The following is a 15,030-nucleotide window of genomic DNA, read 5'->3' on the forward strand; positions in this document are numbered from 1 at the left end:
CATGGCAGGGGAATACTGACCCGGGTGATGAGAGGGAGCGAGCGAAGAAGTTGTTCGGCCAATGGCAATCATCGACGACATGCCTCGTATCCTGTGTAGAATCCGTTTTTTTTAGTTTTCAAAGGATTGTGCCCATGATTACTTGCCATGTCAGGTATGTCATTGACCCCTACCAGATCCCAGCTTTCGAGAGCTACTCGCGCCAATGGATCGAAGTGGTGACCCGAATGGGGGGCGTCCATCATGGCTACTTTCTCCCCGCCGAAGGCGCCAACAACATCGCCTACTGCCTGTTCAGCTTTGCCAGCCTGGCCGGTTACGAAAACTATCGAAGGAAAGCCGAACAGGATCCAGCGTGCGTTGAATTGGTGACCCAGGCGACGGAACAACGATTCATTCTGAGTTATGAGCGTAGTTTCCTGCGCCCTGTCCTGGATTGAGCGGGTGGATGCTTGAATCAATGCCAGATTTCAAGCCATGAACCAACGTCCGTTAAAGTTCTACATCCCACCGAAGAACCTATCACTATCGCTGCACCTAGATAGACCTCTGGTTAACGCGTTTGGAGAGCGCTTCGGCGCTTTCCTTGCGCTCGGAGTAGCGGTCGACCAAATAGGTTTCTCTGCCGCGCACCAGCAAGGTGAACTTCATCAGCTCCTCCATGACATCGACGACCCGGTCGTAATAGGGCGATGGCTTCATCCGCCCGGCTTCGTCGAACTCAAGGAAGGCTTTGGGGACGGAAGATTGATTGGGGATCGTGACCATGCGCATCCAACGCCCCAGCACACGAAGTTGGTTCACCGTGTTGAACGATTGTGAGCCGCCGCATACCTGCATCACCGCCAATGTCTTGCCTTGGGAAGGACGAACCGCGCCCAGCGCCAGCGGGATCCAGTCGATCTGTGCCTTGAACACCGCCGACATCGAACCGTGGCGTTCTGGCGAGCACCAGACCTGGCCTTCCGACCACATCACCAGGTCGCGCAGTTCCTGCACCTTGGGGTGATCGACGGGCGCATCGTCCGGCAATGGCAGCCCGGACGGGTCGAAGATCGCGGTTTCGGCGCCCATGAGCTCCAGCAGGCGCGCCGCTTCGCGGGTCAGCAACTGACTGAAAGAGCGCTCGCGGGTTGATCCATACAGTAAAAGTATGCGCGGTTTATGTTCTGGTTCTGCGCCCTTTGCGAGTTTTTCCGCTGTGGGTACATCGAAGAGTGACAGGTCGAGATTTGGGAAGTCATGCGGGGTTTCGCTGGAGAATTCAGTCATTACACAGCTCCAATTCGGTCCAGAACATATGGAAAAAAGCATATTCGTATTTCCATATGTTTATCGCAAGTCGCAATTGGCTGGCCGCGCAAAATTCTGCCGATGGAAAACGATATTCCTTATGGGAATGCTGAGCATAAAATTAATGAATTTTTATTATTCCTAAGCGAGGCGTAGTTTGATTTCAGCACATGGAGAACTGCGCTTTGAAATCATCCTCGTTTAATTCAGCGGAAAAATTTGATACCTCACGGGCCAACGAGTACGGCCGGCAGAGCCGCATTGCGCTCGCTGGATACGACGCCTGCCAGGACCTGGCGGCGTGCATGCTGGCGGCGACCCTTGGGAATGTGGGCTCGGCGAAAATACTGGTGGTGGGCGCCGGCGGTACGGCGCAAGAGATCATTGCAATGGCCAGGTTGGAGCCGGGTTGGCGCTTCACTGCCATCGACCCCTCCGAACCTATGCTGGAGGCCGCGAAGCAGCAATTAGCCGCAAACAACTTGCTCGGAAGAACCGCCCTGCATCTTGGGCACGTTGAAGACCTGGTAGCCAACGGATCGTACGATGCTGCCACCTTGATCGGTGTACTCCATCATCTCGATGGGGATGAAGCCAAGTCGAAAATATTGCGGTCCATCCAGGCACACCTAAAGCCGGGGGCGCCGCTGATTGTCGCCGGGAACCAATATGCGTATGCCAGTCAACCGTTACTGCTCGCGGCCTGGGGGCAACGGTGGCGACAGCATGGCGCCAGCCCGGAAGAAGTGACAGTCAAGCTTGGCAAGATTCTTCAAGGCGCCGATCCTCCACATTCCGAGGCTGCGGTTCAAAAACTGTTGAGTGATGCAGGATTCGGCAGTGCTACCCGGTTCTTCAGCAGTCTTTTCTGGAGCGCCTGGTTAACGTGCAAAACGGCCTGAGGATGGAACTTCAGCAACGTGGATCAGCTTTCCGGCGGCGTGATGGGGGCGTCGCTGGCTTCAGCCGCCAGTTTCAATCGGTCGGCTTTGCTGATGTAGGGAGTCTTGTTTTTGGGGGCCAGCTTGGCACTGGCTTTTTTGGCGTTAGCCTTCAATAGCTGGTTTATTTTCTTGCGGCGATTCATGGTGTTCTGCTCAGCATGTCAATTTCCAGGATGGTATCAGCTTTCCGTTTTTCCAGGCTTGTTCCTGACTTGGCTATGGACTTCACGCGGCGCTCGATAATGATCGAGTCATTTGGGGCCTTTAACCGGATCGCCGAAGTTTGAAGGTCAAAAACTTCTTGGAAATGTCGCTCTTCAGACTGCCTTAAGACTTTGCCTGCAAGTTGGCAGCATCGGTTCCCAGCGACCGGATCGAGGCTGCGAATGAGTCGGCAGCCGTCAGACTTTCACGAGGCGTGTCATGACCCGCGATGTTGCCGTAAACCGTTATGGAAAACTGTCGATCACCCTGCACTGGTTGATGCTGGCGCTGTTCGTCGGTGTGTATGCCTGCATCGAGATCAAGGGTTGGTTGCCCCGTGGCAGCACCGGGCGAAGCCTGTTCCTGGGGCTTCACGGGCTCTTCGGGCTGAGCATCTTTGCACTGGTTTGGGTTCGTCTGTTCGGGCGCTTGACACCACGCCCGTCCATCACACCCGCGCCGCCAGCCTGGCAGACGGGTGTATCCCACCTGATGCATGCGGCCTTGTATGGCCTGATGATCGCGACACCCCTGCTGGCCTGGTTGATGCTGGCCGCCGGCGGTAAGCCCGTACCGTACTTCGGGTTCTTCTTGCCGGCTCCCGCGGCGGTGGATCCCGATTTGGCCAAACAGCTCAAGTATTGGCACGAGTTACTCGGCAGCAGTGGCTACTGGCTCATCGGCCTGCATGCGGCGGCGGGGCTGTTCCATCATTATTGGGTGGGTGACAATACCCTGGTCCGGATGCTGCCGGGGCGAAACCGCTCTTGACCACTTTCCCGTCCCTTGTCATCTCAGATGGCTCTGGAAGAAGCTCGTCAGCTTATCGAACGGAATGAGGTCGATCCGATCATAAAGATCGACATGGCCTGCCCCGGGAATGATGACAAGTTCCTTGGGTTGACCGGCGAGCTTGTAAGCCTCCTCGCTGAACTCCCTGGAGTGCGCATCGGCGCCAGCAATGAATAACATCGGATGAGGCGAAATGGTTTCGATGTCATTGAGGGGATAAAAATTCATGAACTTGACGTTGCTTGTCAGCGTCGGGTGCGTGGTAGGTCTTTGGACGAGCTCGATGGCGTGAACTCACCGCGCGGGGTGCGAGGCCCTCCATTGCGGATGGCTGTCGTCGCTTCGCAAGCGTACTTCGCTGCCCACGCCATTCCCAAGGCCCTCCACGATCTGATGAGCCATCGGTGTATCAACCAGCACATGCAAACATCAGACGGGTTCTATGTCTGGGACTTTGAGCGTCGAGGCAAGCAGGTGAGCGTGTGAGTTGACGGCCAGCTCATTTTCAACGCGTCGACTCATATCGTGCAGGCGGCAGTGGCCGGGCTGACCGTTGCTTACCTGCCTGAAGAAGAGTTTGAACCGTACCTGCAAGAAGGCCGGCTGGTGCGCGTGCTGGAAGATTGGTGCCCACCGTTTTCAGGCTACTATTTGTACTATCCCAGCCGGCGGCAACCTTCGCCTGCATTTACGTTGGTTGCCAACGCATTGCGCCAAGCCCATTAAGGACGAGTGCCGGTTCAAATAAGCGGATCCGGCGTATGTCTTGCTCGTTCAGGCAGCGCTGATTCACGGGTACGGCTTTCAAGTAATCGCTTTAAACCGGGCGCTCAAATACCTCTAAAGAAACGTTACGGCTTGGGGCAAGCCGTAACGTTTAGTAACTCACGTGCTAGCCCTCATGAGAATCTCGATATCCACCAAGTGATATAGATTTCAAGGTGATTGTTTGACCATGATATGTATTTCAATCCCTGGTGGTTGGTCAGGTGTTTTACAGTCAGCGTCTCGGATTTACTTGCTGGATGCCTTTCGAATACGGCGTCTGATGCTTTCGGAAAGTAGGATATGGCAAATAATCGTCCGTTTATAAAACTGAATTGCGCAGGGCCGGTGCTATTGTTCATTTTGTAGTTGGACACTTCAAATATTTTTAAAGAGAATTTTTTTCGAAGAAGGCCGCTGTTTTTTTCTGAGCTTTCTAGGAGTACAGGTTTGTAGCCTTCTGCTTCAAGGAAATCCAATGCTTGATCAACAAGGCTGCAGCTGTTGAAGTTGTTTACTAGCGGAGGTCGAGAGTTCTCGCAAGCCCGTTCAATGTTCACGGGTTCTTGGTATTTGAGTCCGATGACAGCAAAAACCACAGTCACCAAAGCAATTAGTGCTGCTGTTGTTTTCGACAGTTTAAGAATGGTATTAATAGTGCGCACCTTCAGAGCTTGCCTCTGTCCTTAAAATTCCATTGTTAAGAAATGTCATGCAGCTTTTGGGGCGGTTTTCAGGAGAGTTGTTGCCCTTGGCTGCGCATATGTCCGCTTGGTTATTATTTTGTATCGCTATAAGTAAATATAAGTAAGAAGGATTAGGTCGAGTCCTAGGATGATTCTGCCAAAAGTGCAGAGATTTCCAACGCTTTCTTTATAGCTGCTCTTATAGAGGCACCACCATGGTCCGGCCACTACAATGCCTTGGCCCTTTTTGGCATGTGGATACGCCGTTATCATCAGGCTTATATAAGTCAGACCCAGTATTGAAAAAATGTATGCGATCATTGTTTAGTACTCTATGGGACCAGTGCTGTAGTTAGGTCCCGGAATGCCGCCCATAAGTCCGCCATAGGCGCAAAGTGTTCCGTCGGGGTTCAGTTGTCCTCCTAAGAATAGACCGGCTCGGCCCGGCGCCCCGGATAAGGTGGGAGTGGCAGAGCCGTATTCATACATTTCGTACTCAGTGTTTTCGTGCAGAAATCGACAGGCTTGTTCTGGGGATAGATGATTTTTCTGCGGTCCCTGCCAATCCCAAGCTTCCGGTTGAATATGCCAATAATATTCCTCTGCTGTTGTGTTAAAGCTAGTGGCAAGCAGTGAGAGTGACAGAGAGTATGAGGCGAGTATTTTGGGTAACATTGGGCGTCCTTGCGGTTTTTTAGGTTTTAAACTCCCTTGATGATCTCTTGGAGCGACGCTGTGAAAACGATACATATATAGTGTGTTTGTAACCTTATGTTGTGATCCCACAAAGCACTCGCCACGCTGCCAGTCAGGAAAACGACCAATAGCCACCGATCGCTGCGGGTCGCCTACACTCACTTGTGTATTTGACTTCCCGCGGACGCAGGGCAACTTTTCACGCCTAGTCGCTTTCAGAACACGTTTCGTCGTCCATGTGCAATCGCCAGCCCCCGGGAGTGGCAAGCTGTGAGGATGCCCCGGACCAGATGCGCCAAAGACACCTGGCCGGAGAGCGAGAATGGCGATCGGATGTGCCACGCGACCGTGACGTGGGCCGAGCGCCGCAGCCAAGACTCCGGACGGCTGCCGCTATGCGGTGGTGTCGTTCGAGATGCCGAGGTACGTTTATGCCCGATGAGACGCTTCACCTGCCTTTGATCCACAGCGTGCTTGCGCGCGAAAAGGACACCCCCGGTGCCTTGCTGCCTATTCTCCATGCCATCCAGGCAGGCTGCGGGTATGTCCCCGACAGCGCCGTCCCGGAGATTGCCCACGCCCTCAACCTCAGCCAGGCTGAAGTGCGCGGGGTCATCAGCTTCTACCACGATTTCCGCACCACGCCGCCGGCGCGCCATACCCTGCGCCTGTGCCGGGCCGAGTCCTGCAAGAGCATGGGCGCCGAGACCCTGGCTGCGCAGTTGCGCGAGCAATTGGCGCTGGACGATCACGGTACCAGCGCCGATGGAAGCATCAGCCTGCGGCCGGTCTATTGCCTGGGCGCCTGCGTCTGTTCGCCGGCCCTGGAGCTGGACGGGGAGTTGCATGCGCGGATCACGCCTGAGCGTCTGCGTCAGTTGGTCAATGATTGCAGGGAGGAGGGCGCATGCTGACGCTCTGTATCCCCCGCGATTCGGTAGCCCGTGCCGTGGGCGCGGACAAGGTGGCCGATGCGTTGGCCCTTGAGGCTGAGCGTCGACAGCTGCCGTTGACGGTGTTGCGCACCAGTTCCCGTGGCCTCTATTGGCTGGAACCGTTGGTGGAGCTTGAAAGCGCCGGCGTCCGGTTGGGCTTTGGCCCTGTCACACCGGCCGATGTGCCGGGCCTGCTGGATGCGCTGGCAGGCGATCCCGGCAGCCATCCGCTGGCCCTGGGGCCGGTGGAGGAGCTTCCCTATCTCAAGAGCCAGCAGCGCCTGCTCTTCGCGCGCGCCGGCATCACACAACCGCTGTCCCTGGACGATTACCGTGCCCAGGGCGGTTTCCAGGGCCTGGCCCGGTCCATCCAGAAGGATGGCGCTGACGTGGTCGCCAGCGTGCTCGATTCCGGCCTGCGCGGTCGGGGCGGTGCGGCGTTCCCGGCGGGCATCAAGTGGCGCACGGTGCGCGATGCCGTGGGGGCACAGAAGTATGTGGTGTGTAACGCCGATGAAGGCGACTCCGGCACCTTCGCCGACCGCATGTTGATGGAGGGCGACCCCTTCCTGCTGATTGAAGGCATGATCATCGCCGGCCTCGCCGTAGGCGCGACGATGGGCTACATCTACGTGCGTTCGGAATACCCGGCCGCCATCAGTACCCTGAACGATGCGTTGCGCATTGCTCGCGACGCCGGCTATCTGGGGGCGAACGTGAGCGGTAGCGGCCGCACCTTTGACATTGAGGTTCGTGTCGGGGCGGGCGCCTATATCTGTGGCGAAGAAACCGCACTGCTCGAATCCCTCGAGGGCAAGCGCGGCACGGTTCGCGCCAAGCCGCCACTGCCAGCGATTCAAGGCCTGTTCGGGCTGCCGACGCTGGTGCACAACGTGGTGACCCTGGCCTCGGTGCCGATCATCCTGGAGAAGGGCGCGCAGTTCTATCGCGACTTCGGCATGGGCCGTTCCCTGGGCACGATGCCGTTCCAACTGGCCGGCAACGTCCGTCAGGGCGGTCTGGTGGAGCGCGCCTTCGGCCTGAGCCTGCGTGAACTGGTGGAAGGCTACGGCGGCGGTACCGCCAGCGGTCGCCCCCTGAAAGCCGCGCAAGTGGGTGGGCCGTTGGGGGCCTGGGTGCCGCCTTCGCAATTCGATACGCCGCTGGACTACGAGGCGTTCGCCGCCATGGGCGCGATGCTTGGCCATGGTGGTGTGGTGGTCGCCGACGACAGCCTGGACATGGCCCAGATGGCCCGGTTCGCCTTGCAGTTCTGCGCCGAGGAATCCTGCGGCAAGTGCACGCCGTGCCGGATCGGCTCCACCCGCGGGGTGGAAGTGGTGGATCGCTTGATCGCCAGCACCGAAGCCGGTGCTCGTCAGGAACAAGCCCTGCTGTTGCAGGATCTGTGCGACACCCTGCAATACGGTTCGCTCTGTGCCCTCGGTGGGATGACGTCCTACCCTGTCGCCAGCGCCCTCAAGCATTTCCCCGCCGACTTCGGTCTGGCGACCACGGAGGCCGACCAATGATCAACATCTTCGATCCCAGCACCGACATCGACCTGGGCACCCCGGCGCGTGAAAGCGACGTGCAGGTCAGCCTGACCATCGACGGGCGTGAAATCAGCGTCGCCTCCGGCACCTCGGTCATGCGTGCCGCGGCCTTGCTCGGCACCACCATCCCCAAACTCTGCGCCACCGACAGCCTGGAGGCGTTCGGTTCCTGCCGCATGTGCCTGGTGGAGATCGACGGCATGCGCGGCTATCCCGCGTCCTGCACCACGCCGGTGACCGAAGGCATGGTGGTGCGCACGCAAACCTCCAAGCTCGCCACGCTGCGGCGCAACGTCATGGAGCTGTACATTTCCGACCACCCGCTGGACTGCCTGACATGCCCGGCCAATGGCAACTGCGAATTGCAGACCGTGGCGGGGCAGGTGGGCCTGCGCGAAGTGCGTTACGGCTACGAAGGCGCCAACCACCTGGCTGAGGCCAAGGACGTTTCCAACCCGTATTTCGACTATGACCCGAGCAAGTGCATCGTCTGCAACCGCTGCGTGCGTGCCTGCGAGGAAATCCAGGGCACCTTCGCCCTGACGATTACCGGACGCGGCTTCGATTCCCGGGTGGAAGCGGCCGGCGGTGACAACTTCCTCGATTCCGAGTGCGTTTCCTGCGGCGCCTGCGTGCAGGCGTGCCCGACGGCGACCCTGATCGACAAGAGCGTCGTGGAGATCGGCCAGCCGGAGCGCAGCGTCATTACCACGTGCGCCTACTGCGGCGTGGGTTGCTCGTTCCGCGCCGAGATGAAAGGCGAACAACTGGTGCGCATGGTTCCGGACAAGAACGGCCAGGCCAACCACGGCCACTCCTGCGTCAAGGGCCGCTTCGCCTGGGGCTACGCTACGCACCCGGACCGCATCACCAAGCCGATGATCCGCAAGCATATCGATGACCCGTGGCAGGAAGTCAGTTGGGATGAGGCGGTCACCTACGCCGCCAGCGAGCTGCGCCGCATCCAGCTCAAGTACGGGCGTGACTCCATCGGCGGCATCACCTCCAGCCGCTGCACCAACGAAGAAACCTACCTGGTGCAGAAACTGGTGCGCACCGCGTTCGGCAACAACAACGTCGATACTTGTGCCCGTGTGTGCCATTCGCCTACCGGTTACGGCCTCAAGCAGACCTTGGGCGAGTCCGCCGGCACCCAGAATTTCGACTCGGTGATGAAAGCCGACGTCATCCTGGTGATGGGCGCCAACCCGACTGACGCGCACCCGGTGTTCGGCTCCCAGCTCAAGCGCCGCCTGCGCCAGGGCGCACGGCTGATCGTCATCGACCCGCGGCGCATCGACTTGGTGGATTCGCCTCACGCCCGTGCCGAGCTGCACTTGCAACTGCGTCCGGGCACCAACGTGGCCATGCTCAACGCGTTGGGCCATGTGATTGCCACCGAAGGCTTGATTGACCTGCCTTTTGTCGAAGCTCGCTGCGAGGCGGCGGACTTCGCGCGCTGGCGCGATTTCGTCAGCCTGCCGGAAAACTCCCCCGAGGTCCTGGGCCCGGTGTGTGGCGTGCCTGCCGAGCAGATCCGCGCCGCGGCACGGCTCTACGCCACCGGCGGCAATGCCGCCATCTACTACGGTCTTGGTGTCACCGAACACAGCCAGGGCAGCACCTCGGTCATGGGCATTGCCAACCTGGCCATGGCCACCGGCAACATCGGTCGCGAAGGTGTCGGAGTGAACCCGCTGCGTGGACAGAACAACGTCCAGGGCTCCTGCGACATGGGTTCGTTCCCCCACGAACTGCCCGGCTACCGGCACGTTTCCAACGAAACCGTACGCGCCCAGTTCGAACAGGCGTGGAACGTGACCCTGCAACCCGACCCGGGCCTGCGTATTCCGAACATGTTCGAGGCCGCGCTGGACGGCACCTTCAAGGCGCTTTATTGCCAAGGCGAGGACATCGCCCAGAGCGACCCCAATACCCAACATGTGACGGCCGCGCTGTCCGCTTTGGAATGCGTGATTGTCCAGGACATCTTCCTCAACGAGACGGCCAAGTTCGCCCACGTGTTCCTGCCGGGCAGCTCGTTCCTTGAGAAGGACGGCACCTTCACCAACGCTGAACGTCGCATCTCCCGCGTTCGCAAGGTGATGGATCCACTGGCCGGCAAGGCCGACTGGGAGGCCACCATCGCCCTGGCCGACGCCCTGGGCTACAAGATGCACTACACCCATCCTTCGCAAATCATGGATGAAATCGCCCGCCTGACGCCGACTTTCAGCCGCGTCAGCTACGCCGAACTGGATCGTCACGGTAGCCTGCAATGGCCTTGCAACGATGCCGCGCCGGACGGCACGCCAACCATGCACATCGATCAGTTCGTGCGTGGCAAGGGCCGTTTCATGCTCACCGGCTACGTGCCCACCGAGGAAAAGGTCAACAGCCGCTATCCACTGCTGCTGACCACCGGACGCATCCTCAGCCAGTACAACGTTGGCGCCCAGACCCGACGCACCGACAACGTGGCCTGGCACGAGGAGGACCGGTTGGAGATTCACCCAACCGACGCCGAGAACCGCGGGATCGTCGACGAAGACTGGGTGGGTATCGGCAGTCGTGCCGGGCAGACGGTGCTGCGTGCGAAGGTGACCGAGCGGGTGGCACCGGGCGTGGTCTACACCACGTTCCACTTCCCTGAATCGGGCGCCAACGTGATCACCACCGACAACTCCGACTGGGCCACCAACTGCCCGGAATACAAGGTGACCGCGGTCGAGATCGTGCGGGTCAGCCAGCCTTCGGAATGGCAGAAGCGTTACCAGGCCTTCAGTGATGAACAAAGCCGCTTGCTCAGGGAACGTCGCCATGCCGAGAAAGCGGAGGTGCGTCGATGAGCTCTGACAGCTTGATAAAGATGGCCAACCAGATCGCCCAGTATTTCGCCAGCGAGCCGGATCATGCGTTGGCGGTGAATGGCGTGCGCCAGCACATCAAGAGCTTCTGGACGCCGGGCATGCGCCGGCAATTGCAGGGTTGGCAGCAGATGCATCCGGGGGCCGTCCTGCACCCCCTGGTGCTGGAGGCACTGGCGGAGCCGGAGGAGACAACCTAGCGCGTTTTACTGGCGTCAAGTTATCTGCGTTGCGCCGATCAGGTGGCTGTCCTACTCTCCGAGACAAGGCATTGTGCCAGCAACGACTAGGGGAAAGGGATGTTCACCGAAAACGCACCGGTTCAGGTAGGGAAGGCGTTGCGCGTAGCCTTCGGCGCTCGATTCGCATGGGTATGCGGATTGTCACTCTTCATCGCGGGTTGCGCCGTTCCAACAGGAACGGCGCATCTTTTCAAGGTTCAACCTGCTCGTCCCTCGACCGTCGTCGATAAGCAGTTCGAAGATGCAGCAGCACTAAAGCTCAAGTGGCAACAAGCCCAGGAGGCCCACGCGGGCCTTGTGAAAAAAGGGGCGACCTCCGCCGAACTCGCTGCTACCGATGCACAAACGCAGCAAGCAAGAAAAGAATTCCAGGATGCCATCCGCAATTTGAAAGCCGAGCGCCTGCGTATCGATGGTGACGTCTTCAGCGCCGATAAAGCTGGCGCCATTCGTAAACCTGACAGCAACGGCAACGGTGGCGATGTGTTCGCTGTCTATTTGACGGATGCTTACTTTAAATACCTCAAGGATCTCGGTGGGGTGAACGAAGTCGTGATCGTTGCCGAGTTCACCGAAGTGGGGGGCGAGAATAAAAGCGAAACGGTGACCAAAGTACTTGGGCCGTACCTTGGGGTCGCCGATAACGCCAAGCCGAACCTGCTGAATAAATTGTTGTACGGCCCCAAAAAGCTTGAGTCTGATCACCTGTCGATGAAACTGACCGTACTGGAATACGACCAGGGCGAGAACGAAGACTCCGCTGCATTTCTCGATTTTATCGGCTCGGCCAGCAAGACATTGTCCCTGGCCAATCCGATAACAGCCGCTGAGCAAGTATTTGCCAAAGAAGTCGCCAAGAGTCTGCTGGCCCTCAACAAAGACGATATTGTGTTGCAGATCGACGTGGATCTGGTGGCTGGCCCCGACGATGAGGCATTGGAAGATAACGGCTCGGTCTTGGCGCTCAGACCAGGGAATTATGTGCTGATCAACCAGGAGCGCTGTGCCCCCACCAATTGTTATTTCTATTTGACGAATCGTGGCAATAAAGAGAACCCGCTGGCTTGGCTGGGGGATACGTTGATGTTGGTGCCCACCGCCATGCGTCGCGGTTGGACTGACACGCCAGACGGTGCGTCGTTGGAGGATATCCAGGCTGGAGAGATCGAGTACGCCAATCACAGTCTGCAACAGCGCGGCAAGAACGAGACGTTCCTAGGCAAGACCTGGGTGTCGTTTGCGGTCCGCAAGGGTGGCGATGACGTGCTCTGGGGACGGCGACGTGCGTTGATCGAGGCAGAGAAAGCCGTCCAATACATCAACAGGCAAGAGACGAGTGCGCTGTTGAAGAGTGCCGACTATGAACGTGCCCGGACGGCCCTGGATGCGGCCCAGCAGGCCGAGCAAGAGAGCCGCAGTGGGATAGCTTTCGTTTCCCCCCTGGATGCCAAGGGTCGATTCGCGCCTTCGGCCAAGAACGACTCGTTTTGCCTTACGCACGCCAAGCCGGTCAGCAACCCCCAATATTCGTTCTACCAATTGAACGGGACTGCTGCGCCTACGCCGATCAAGAGCGTGGCTATTGTTCCGGGTAAGTCCACCTCCAGCGTGTCGTGCTTCAGCTATCCTGCAAACACTTTGCTTACTGGCAAGTATCAATTGGTCGTGACCACGCCAGGGGTGATGATCCCGGTGACCCAGACGGCGACCTTTGAGATGTTGCCATGAGTTGAAGAGGGAAGCGCAAGTGCGTCGATAGGCAACCCTGGCCGGCATCGTCATGGCGAATAGCAAGCCGGCCAGGGTTGTTTACAACTCAGCGAACAGTCAATTGACGGTGATGTACGGGTCCCACGTGTTGGTTGGGCCAATCTGGTTCAGGTTACGGTCCAGCAGAACGAAGACGATTTGGTACCAGAGCTTTCCCGGGCTCAGCGCAGTGGACTGCCAGATGGTATAGGTCACATCGGTCTTGGCAATGCCTCCGGGGGCACCATTGTCCAGATAGGGCACTGGAATGCCTGGGATATTGAAAGATTGCGGGGTCGAGATGGTGCCCTTGTAATCACCGCCCTGATGAGGGTCGCCGATCAGGACGTTTTTGATCAAGGCGATGCGGTCGAAGTTGCGCGACAGCGTGGTGGCGCGCCAACGAATGATGTCACCGGGGTTTACATCGAACCACAACTCGTTGCCGCCTTCGCCGGTGTTGCCGGTGGCATGGCTGTCGACGGCACTGCGGGTCACCAGCATGGCAATGGCGCCGCCTACGTCGTTGGGGTGGGCAAGCAGGTAGTCGGCGTCAACGTTGACGAGCACATCAATAGTTTGGGTCGCTCCAGACATGTTGTTGCTCCTTGAGAGTAATGACATTGACGACCGCCCTTGCAAAGGGTGTCCGGGCCACCCGGTCCCTGGGGGCGGTCTCGGGAGGAACGATAGGTGATGGCCTTGTAGTGTCAAATTTCCAATTCTTGACGCTGGCGAAACGGAGCGAAGCGCAGCACAACCAAGCCTTTGATTTGCCTTTGTCGTGGTCGATCTCTTAACGGACTTCTGGTTGTCTTCTGAGGGTCTCAGAGGGCAAAGGCGCACAACCGTTGTCGGTGACTGCTTCTGATCCTGCGGAGGAAGGGAGCCATACCGACCGCAGTTCAGTTGTGGGGTTGATTCGCCGTCCAGCGCTTCATCTCTTCGGCAATGAAGTGATGCACCAGGTCGCTGTACATCTTCTCGATGGCATCCGGGCTCAAGCCTTCTGCCTCGGCCCACTCGCGCCGTGTCGCCAACATGGCCTTCAAACGCTCCGGTGCCTGCACCGAAGTTGCCGATGTCTTGAATTTCGAGGCCGCGAGCACGTATTGATAGCGCTTGCCCAGCAGCGTGATGACCGCCTGGTCGAGGGCATCGATTTCGCGTCGGATGTCCTCCATGTTTGCGCATTGTGAGGGTTGTAACGGGTCCATGCCGTGAGCTCCGCTTGTTGAACAAGACCGGCCCGACGTGAGCCGATCTTCTGATGGGGTTTAGAAGCACCAGTCCTCAGCGCGAACGACACGACAGAAGGCGCCTGCCAGGGTTGCGTTGTGATGAGCAACGATCATTTCTGCCGTCAATTCTGGCGTGTTGGAACAGGTATGACCGTCGGCGATCAATACCGCATCGAACCCCAGATCCCGAGCGGCTCGGCAGGTGCTGTCGATACAATACTGGGTTTTCATACCGGTGATGACCAGGCCTTCAGCCTCGCAAGCCTTTAGCCGCGCTGCCAGCCCCGTCTGGGTGAAGGCGTTGGGGCGTTTTTTTTCGAAGATGATTTCGTCACCCTCCAATTGCAGTTCCTGCACCAGTTGCGTCAGCGGGCTTGCAGGGTCGATGGGCGAGCCAGGCGGGCCTACGTGGCGAGCCAGGAAAATCGGTGCGCCAGCTCTACGGGCCTTGAGCAGCAGGCCATTCAATGTGTCCAGCAACGCTTCGCCGGCCCAGGGGGTATCGGGGCCGTGAAACAACCCAACTTGCATATCGAGAATCAACAGAGCGTGCATGGTGCTTTCCTTGCGTGTGGGCCAGCGACGCAAGGGCAAAAGAAAAGGCCCTTACCATCACTGGCGGGCCTTTGGGATTCGTTTGTCAGCGACTCACGACATCTCGCACGACCCGCTTTGGGCGGTCGTGGTTGTGGTGGTCGAGGTCATCTGAGAATGATTCATGGCCTGACAGTACCTTCTGGCCGTCAGGTTTGGCAAGGGTGCTCCGAAAGGTAGATGCACACGGACTTTGTGGCGAGGGGATTTATCCCCGCTCGGCTGCGCAGCAGTCGTAAACCGGCCAGCGCGGTCACCTGTTGCAGCGCGGTGCCTGGTTTTGGGGCTGCTTCGCAGCCCAGCGGGGATAAATCCCCTCGCCACAGGGGGTGGTTAGCCTTCTAGTCCGCGTTGTTCGATCACGCCAAACACGTCTGCCACATGCTGCACCAGGATCCGGGCGACATTGGTGATGGTGGCGATGTCGTTCTCTGCCGAATCACGCAGGCTGGTGCAGGCGACCAGC

Annotated in this window: 14 protein-coding genes and 3 pseudogenes; 9 read left to right on the forward strand and 8 right to left on the reverse strand. The window is 58.5% G+C overall.

Translation table 11 applies throughout. From position 1 onward, the window contains the following. Positions 1-134: 134 nt before the first annotated feature. Complete coding sequence (locus BT116_RS23410; RefSeq protein ID WP_072347456.1) at positions 135-440, forward strand: NIPSNAP family protein; 306 nt, start codon at positions 135-137, stop codon at positions 438-440. Between the two features lie 97 nt (positions 441-537). On the opposite strand, the gene arsH is transcribed toward BT116_RS23410, so the two are convergent. Further along, the gene (gene arsH, locus BT116_RS23415; protein ID WP_072347458.1) at positions 538-1,272 is read right to left on the reverse strand and encodes an arsenical resistance protein ArsH; all 735 of its coding nucleotides are present in this window, start codon (positions 1,270-1,272) and stop codon (positions 538-540) included. 206 nt (positions 1,273-1,478) lie between these two features. Between arsH and BT116_RS23420 the strand changes: the two genes are divergently transcribed. Next, positions 1,479-2,195 carry a class I SAM-dependent methyltransferase gene (locus tag BT116_RS23420; protein WP_072347481.1) on the forward strand — a complete coding sequence of 239 codons (717 nt, stop codon included), beginning with the start codon at positions 1,479-1,481 and terminating at the stop codon, positions 2,193-2,195. 23 nt (positions 2,196-2,218) lie between these two features. Here BT116_RS23420 and BT116_RS23425 read toward each other — a convergent pair whose 3' ends face one another. Continuing rightward, entirely contained in the window at positions 2,219-2,380 is a 162-nt protein-coding gene (locus BT116_RS23425) for a DUF2986 domain-containing protein (RefSeq protein WP_072347460.1), read from the reverse strand. A 280-nt stretch (positions 2,381-2,660) separates the two neighbouring features. Between BT116_RS23425 and BT116_RS23430 the strand changes: the two genes are divergently transcribed. Next, complete coding sequence (locus tag BT116_RS23430) at positions 2,661-3,212, forward strand: cytochrome b (protein WP_072347462.1); 552 nt, start codon at positions 2,661-2,663, stop codon at positions 3,210-3,212. Positions 3,213-3,230: 18 nt separating this feature from the next. On the opposite strand, the pseudogene BT116_RS23435 reads toward BT116_RS23430, so the two are convergent. Further along, positions 3,231-3,544, reverse strand: a pseudogene (locus tag BT116_RS23435) (alpha/beta hydrolase); the annotation flags it as partial. A 1-nt stretch (position 3,545) separates the two neighbouring features. Between BT116_RS23435 and BT116_RS23440 the strand changes: the two are divergent. Further along, positions 3,546-3,959 (forward strand): annotated as a pseudogene (locus tag BT116_RS23440) (LysR substrate-binding domain-containing protein); the annotation flags it as partial. A 173-nt stretch (positions 3,960-4,132) separates the two neighbouring features. On the opposite strand, the gene BT116_RS30795 reads toward BT116_RS23440, so the two are convergent. After that, on the reverse strand, positions 4,133-4,663 hold the full coding sequence (locus BT116_RS30795; RefSeq protein ID WP_139209482.1) for a hypothetical protein: 531 nt from the start codon (positions 4,661-4,663) through the stop codon (positions 4,133-4,135). Between the two features lie 1,148 nt (positions 4,664-5,811). Here BT116_RS30795 and BT116_RS23445 point away from each other — a divergent pair. From BT116_RS23445 to BT116_RS23465, 5 genes are all read left to right on the forward strand, one after another. After that, entirely contained in the window at positions 5,812-6,294 is a 483-nt protein-coding gene (locus BT116_RS23445; RefSeq protein WP_063321514.1) for a formate dehydrogenase subunit gamma, read from the forward strand. Next, positions 6,288-7,847 (forward strand): formate dehydrogenase beta subunit, encoded by a 1,560-nt coding sequence (locus BT116_RS23450; protein ID WP_072347464.1) that lies wholly within the window; start codon positions 6,288-6,290, stop codon positions 7,845-7,847. Before BT116_RS23445 ends, BT116_RS23450 begins: the two co-directional genes overlap by 7 nt. Next, positions 7,844-10,720, forward strand: coding sequence for a formate dehydrogenase subunit alpha (gene fdhF, locus BT116_RS23455; protein WP_072347466.1), 2,877 nt, complete (start codon positions 7,844-7,846; stop codon positions 10,718-10,720). Before BT116_RS23450 ends, fdhF begins: the two co-directional genes overlap by 4 nt. After that, positions 10,717-10,938: a formate dehydrogenase subunit delta gene (locus BT116_RS23460; protein WP_072347469.1), complete on the forward strand. Its 222-nt coding sequence runs from the start codon at positions 10,717-10,719 to the stop codon at positions 10,936-10,938. The genes fdhF and BT116_RS23460 overlap by 4 nt, the downstream gene beginning before the upstream one ends. A 99-nt stretch (positions 10,939-11,037) precedes the next feature. Then, a complete protein-coding gene (locus BT116_RS23465; protein WP_072347471.1) occupies positions 11,038-12,708 on the forward strand; it encodes a hypothetical protein in 1,671 nt (556 codons plus the stop codon). 99 nt (positions 12,709-12,807) lie between these two features. On the opposite strand, the gene BT116_RS23470 is transcribed toward BT116_RS23465, so the two are convergent. The 4 genes and pseudogenes from BT116_RS23470 to BT116_RS31515 form a co-directional block, all read right to left on the reverse strand. Continuing rightward, positions 12,808-13,326 carry an AidA/PixA family protein gene (locus tag BT116_RS23470; RefSeq protein WP_063321509.1) on the reverse strand — a complete coding sequence of 173 codons (519 nt, stop codon included), beginning with the start codon at positions 13,324-13,326 and terminating at the stop codon, positions 12,808-12,810. 308 nt (positions 13,327-13,634) lie between these two features. Next, on the reverse strand, positions 13,635-13,946 hold the full coding sequence (locus BT116_RS23475) for an isochorismate lyase (RefSeq protein WP_072347473.1): 312 nt from the start codon (positions 13,944-13,946) through the stop codon (positions 13,635-13,637). A gap of 60 nt (positions 13,947-14,006) precedes the next feature. Then, on the reverse strand, positions 14,007-14,525 hold the full coding sequence (locus BT116_RS23480; protein ID WP_072347475.1) for an isochorismatase family protein: 519 nt from the start codon (positions 14,523-14,525) through the stop codon (positions 14,007-14,009). A gap of 372 nt (positions 14,526-14,897) precedes the next feature. Then, positions 14,898-15,030, reverse strand: a pseudogene (locus tag BT116_RS31515) (fructose-bisphosphate aldolase); the annotation flags it as partial.

Source organism: Pseudomonas sp. NFACC16-2 (assembly GCF_900119205.1).
GTDB classification, from domain to species: Bacteria; Pseudomonadota; Gammaproteobacteria; order Pseudomonadales; family Pseudomonadaceae; genus Aquipseudomonas; species Aquipseudomonas fluorescens_Q.

What these genes read in the sequence shown, in the direction of transcription:
- BT116_RS23410 (WP_072347456.1), top strand. Translation starts at nt 135, where the DNA reads ATGATTACTTGCCATGTCAGGTATGTCATTGACCCCTACCAGATCCCA.
- arsH (WP_072347458.1), bottom strand. Translation starts at nt 1,272, where the DNA reads ATGACTGAATTCTCCAGCGAAACCCCGCATGACTTCCCAAATCTCGAC.
- BT116_RS23425 (WP_072347460.1), bottom strand. Translation starts at nt 2,380, where the DNA reads ATGAATCGCCGCAAGAAAATAAACCAGCTATTGAAGGCTAACGCCAAA.
- BT116_RS23430 (WP_072347462.1), top strand. Translation starts at nt 2,661, where the DNA reads ATGACCCGCGATGTTGCCGTAAACCGTTATGGAAAACTGTCGATCACC.
- BT116_RS23445 (WP_063321514.1), top strand. Translation starts at nt 5,812, where the DNA reads ATGCCCGATGAGACGCTTCACCTGCCTTTGATCCACAGCGTGCTTGCG.
- BT116_RS23450 (WP_072347464.1), top strand. Translation starts at nt 6,288, where the DNA reads ATGCTGACGCTCTGTATCCCCCGCGATTCGGTAGCCCGTGCCGTGGGC.
- fdhF (WP_072347466.1), top strand. Translation starts at nt 7,844, where the DNA reads ATGATCAACATCTTCGATCCCAGCACCGACATCGACCTGGGCACCCCG.
- BT116_RS23460 (WP_072347469.1), top strand. Translation starts at nt 10,717, where the DNA reads ATGAGCTCTGACAGCTTGATAAAGATGGCCAACCAGATCGCCCAGTAT.
- BT116_RS23465 (WP_072347471.1), top strand. Translation starts at nt 11,038, where the DNA reads ATGTTCACCGAAAACGCACCGGTTCAGGTAGGGAAGGCGTTGCGCGTA.
- BT116_RS23470 (WP_063321509.1), bottom strand. Translation starts at nt 13,326, where the DNA reads ATGTCTGGAGCGACCCAAACTATTGATGTGCTCGTCAACGTTGACGCC.
- BT116_RS23475 (WP_072347473.1), bottom strand. Translation starts at nt 13,946, where the DNA reads ATGGACCCGTTACAACCCTCACAATGCGCAAACATGGAGGACATCCGA.
- BT116_RS23480 (WP_072347475.1), bottom strand. Translation starts at nt 14,525, where the DNA reads ATGCACGCTCTGTTGATTCTCGATATGCAAGTTGGGTTGTTTCACGGC.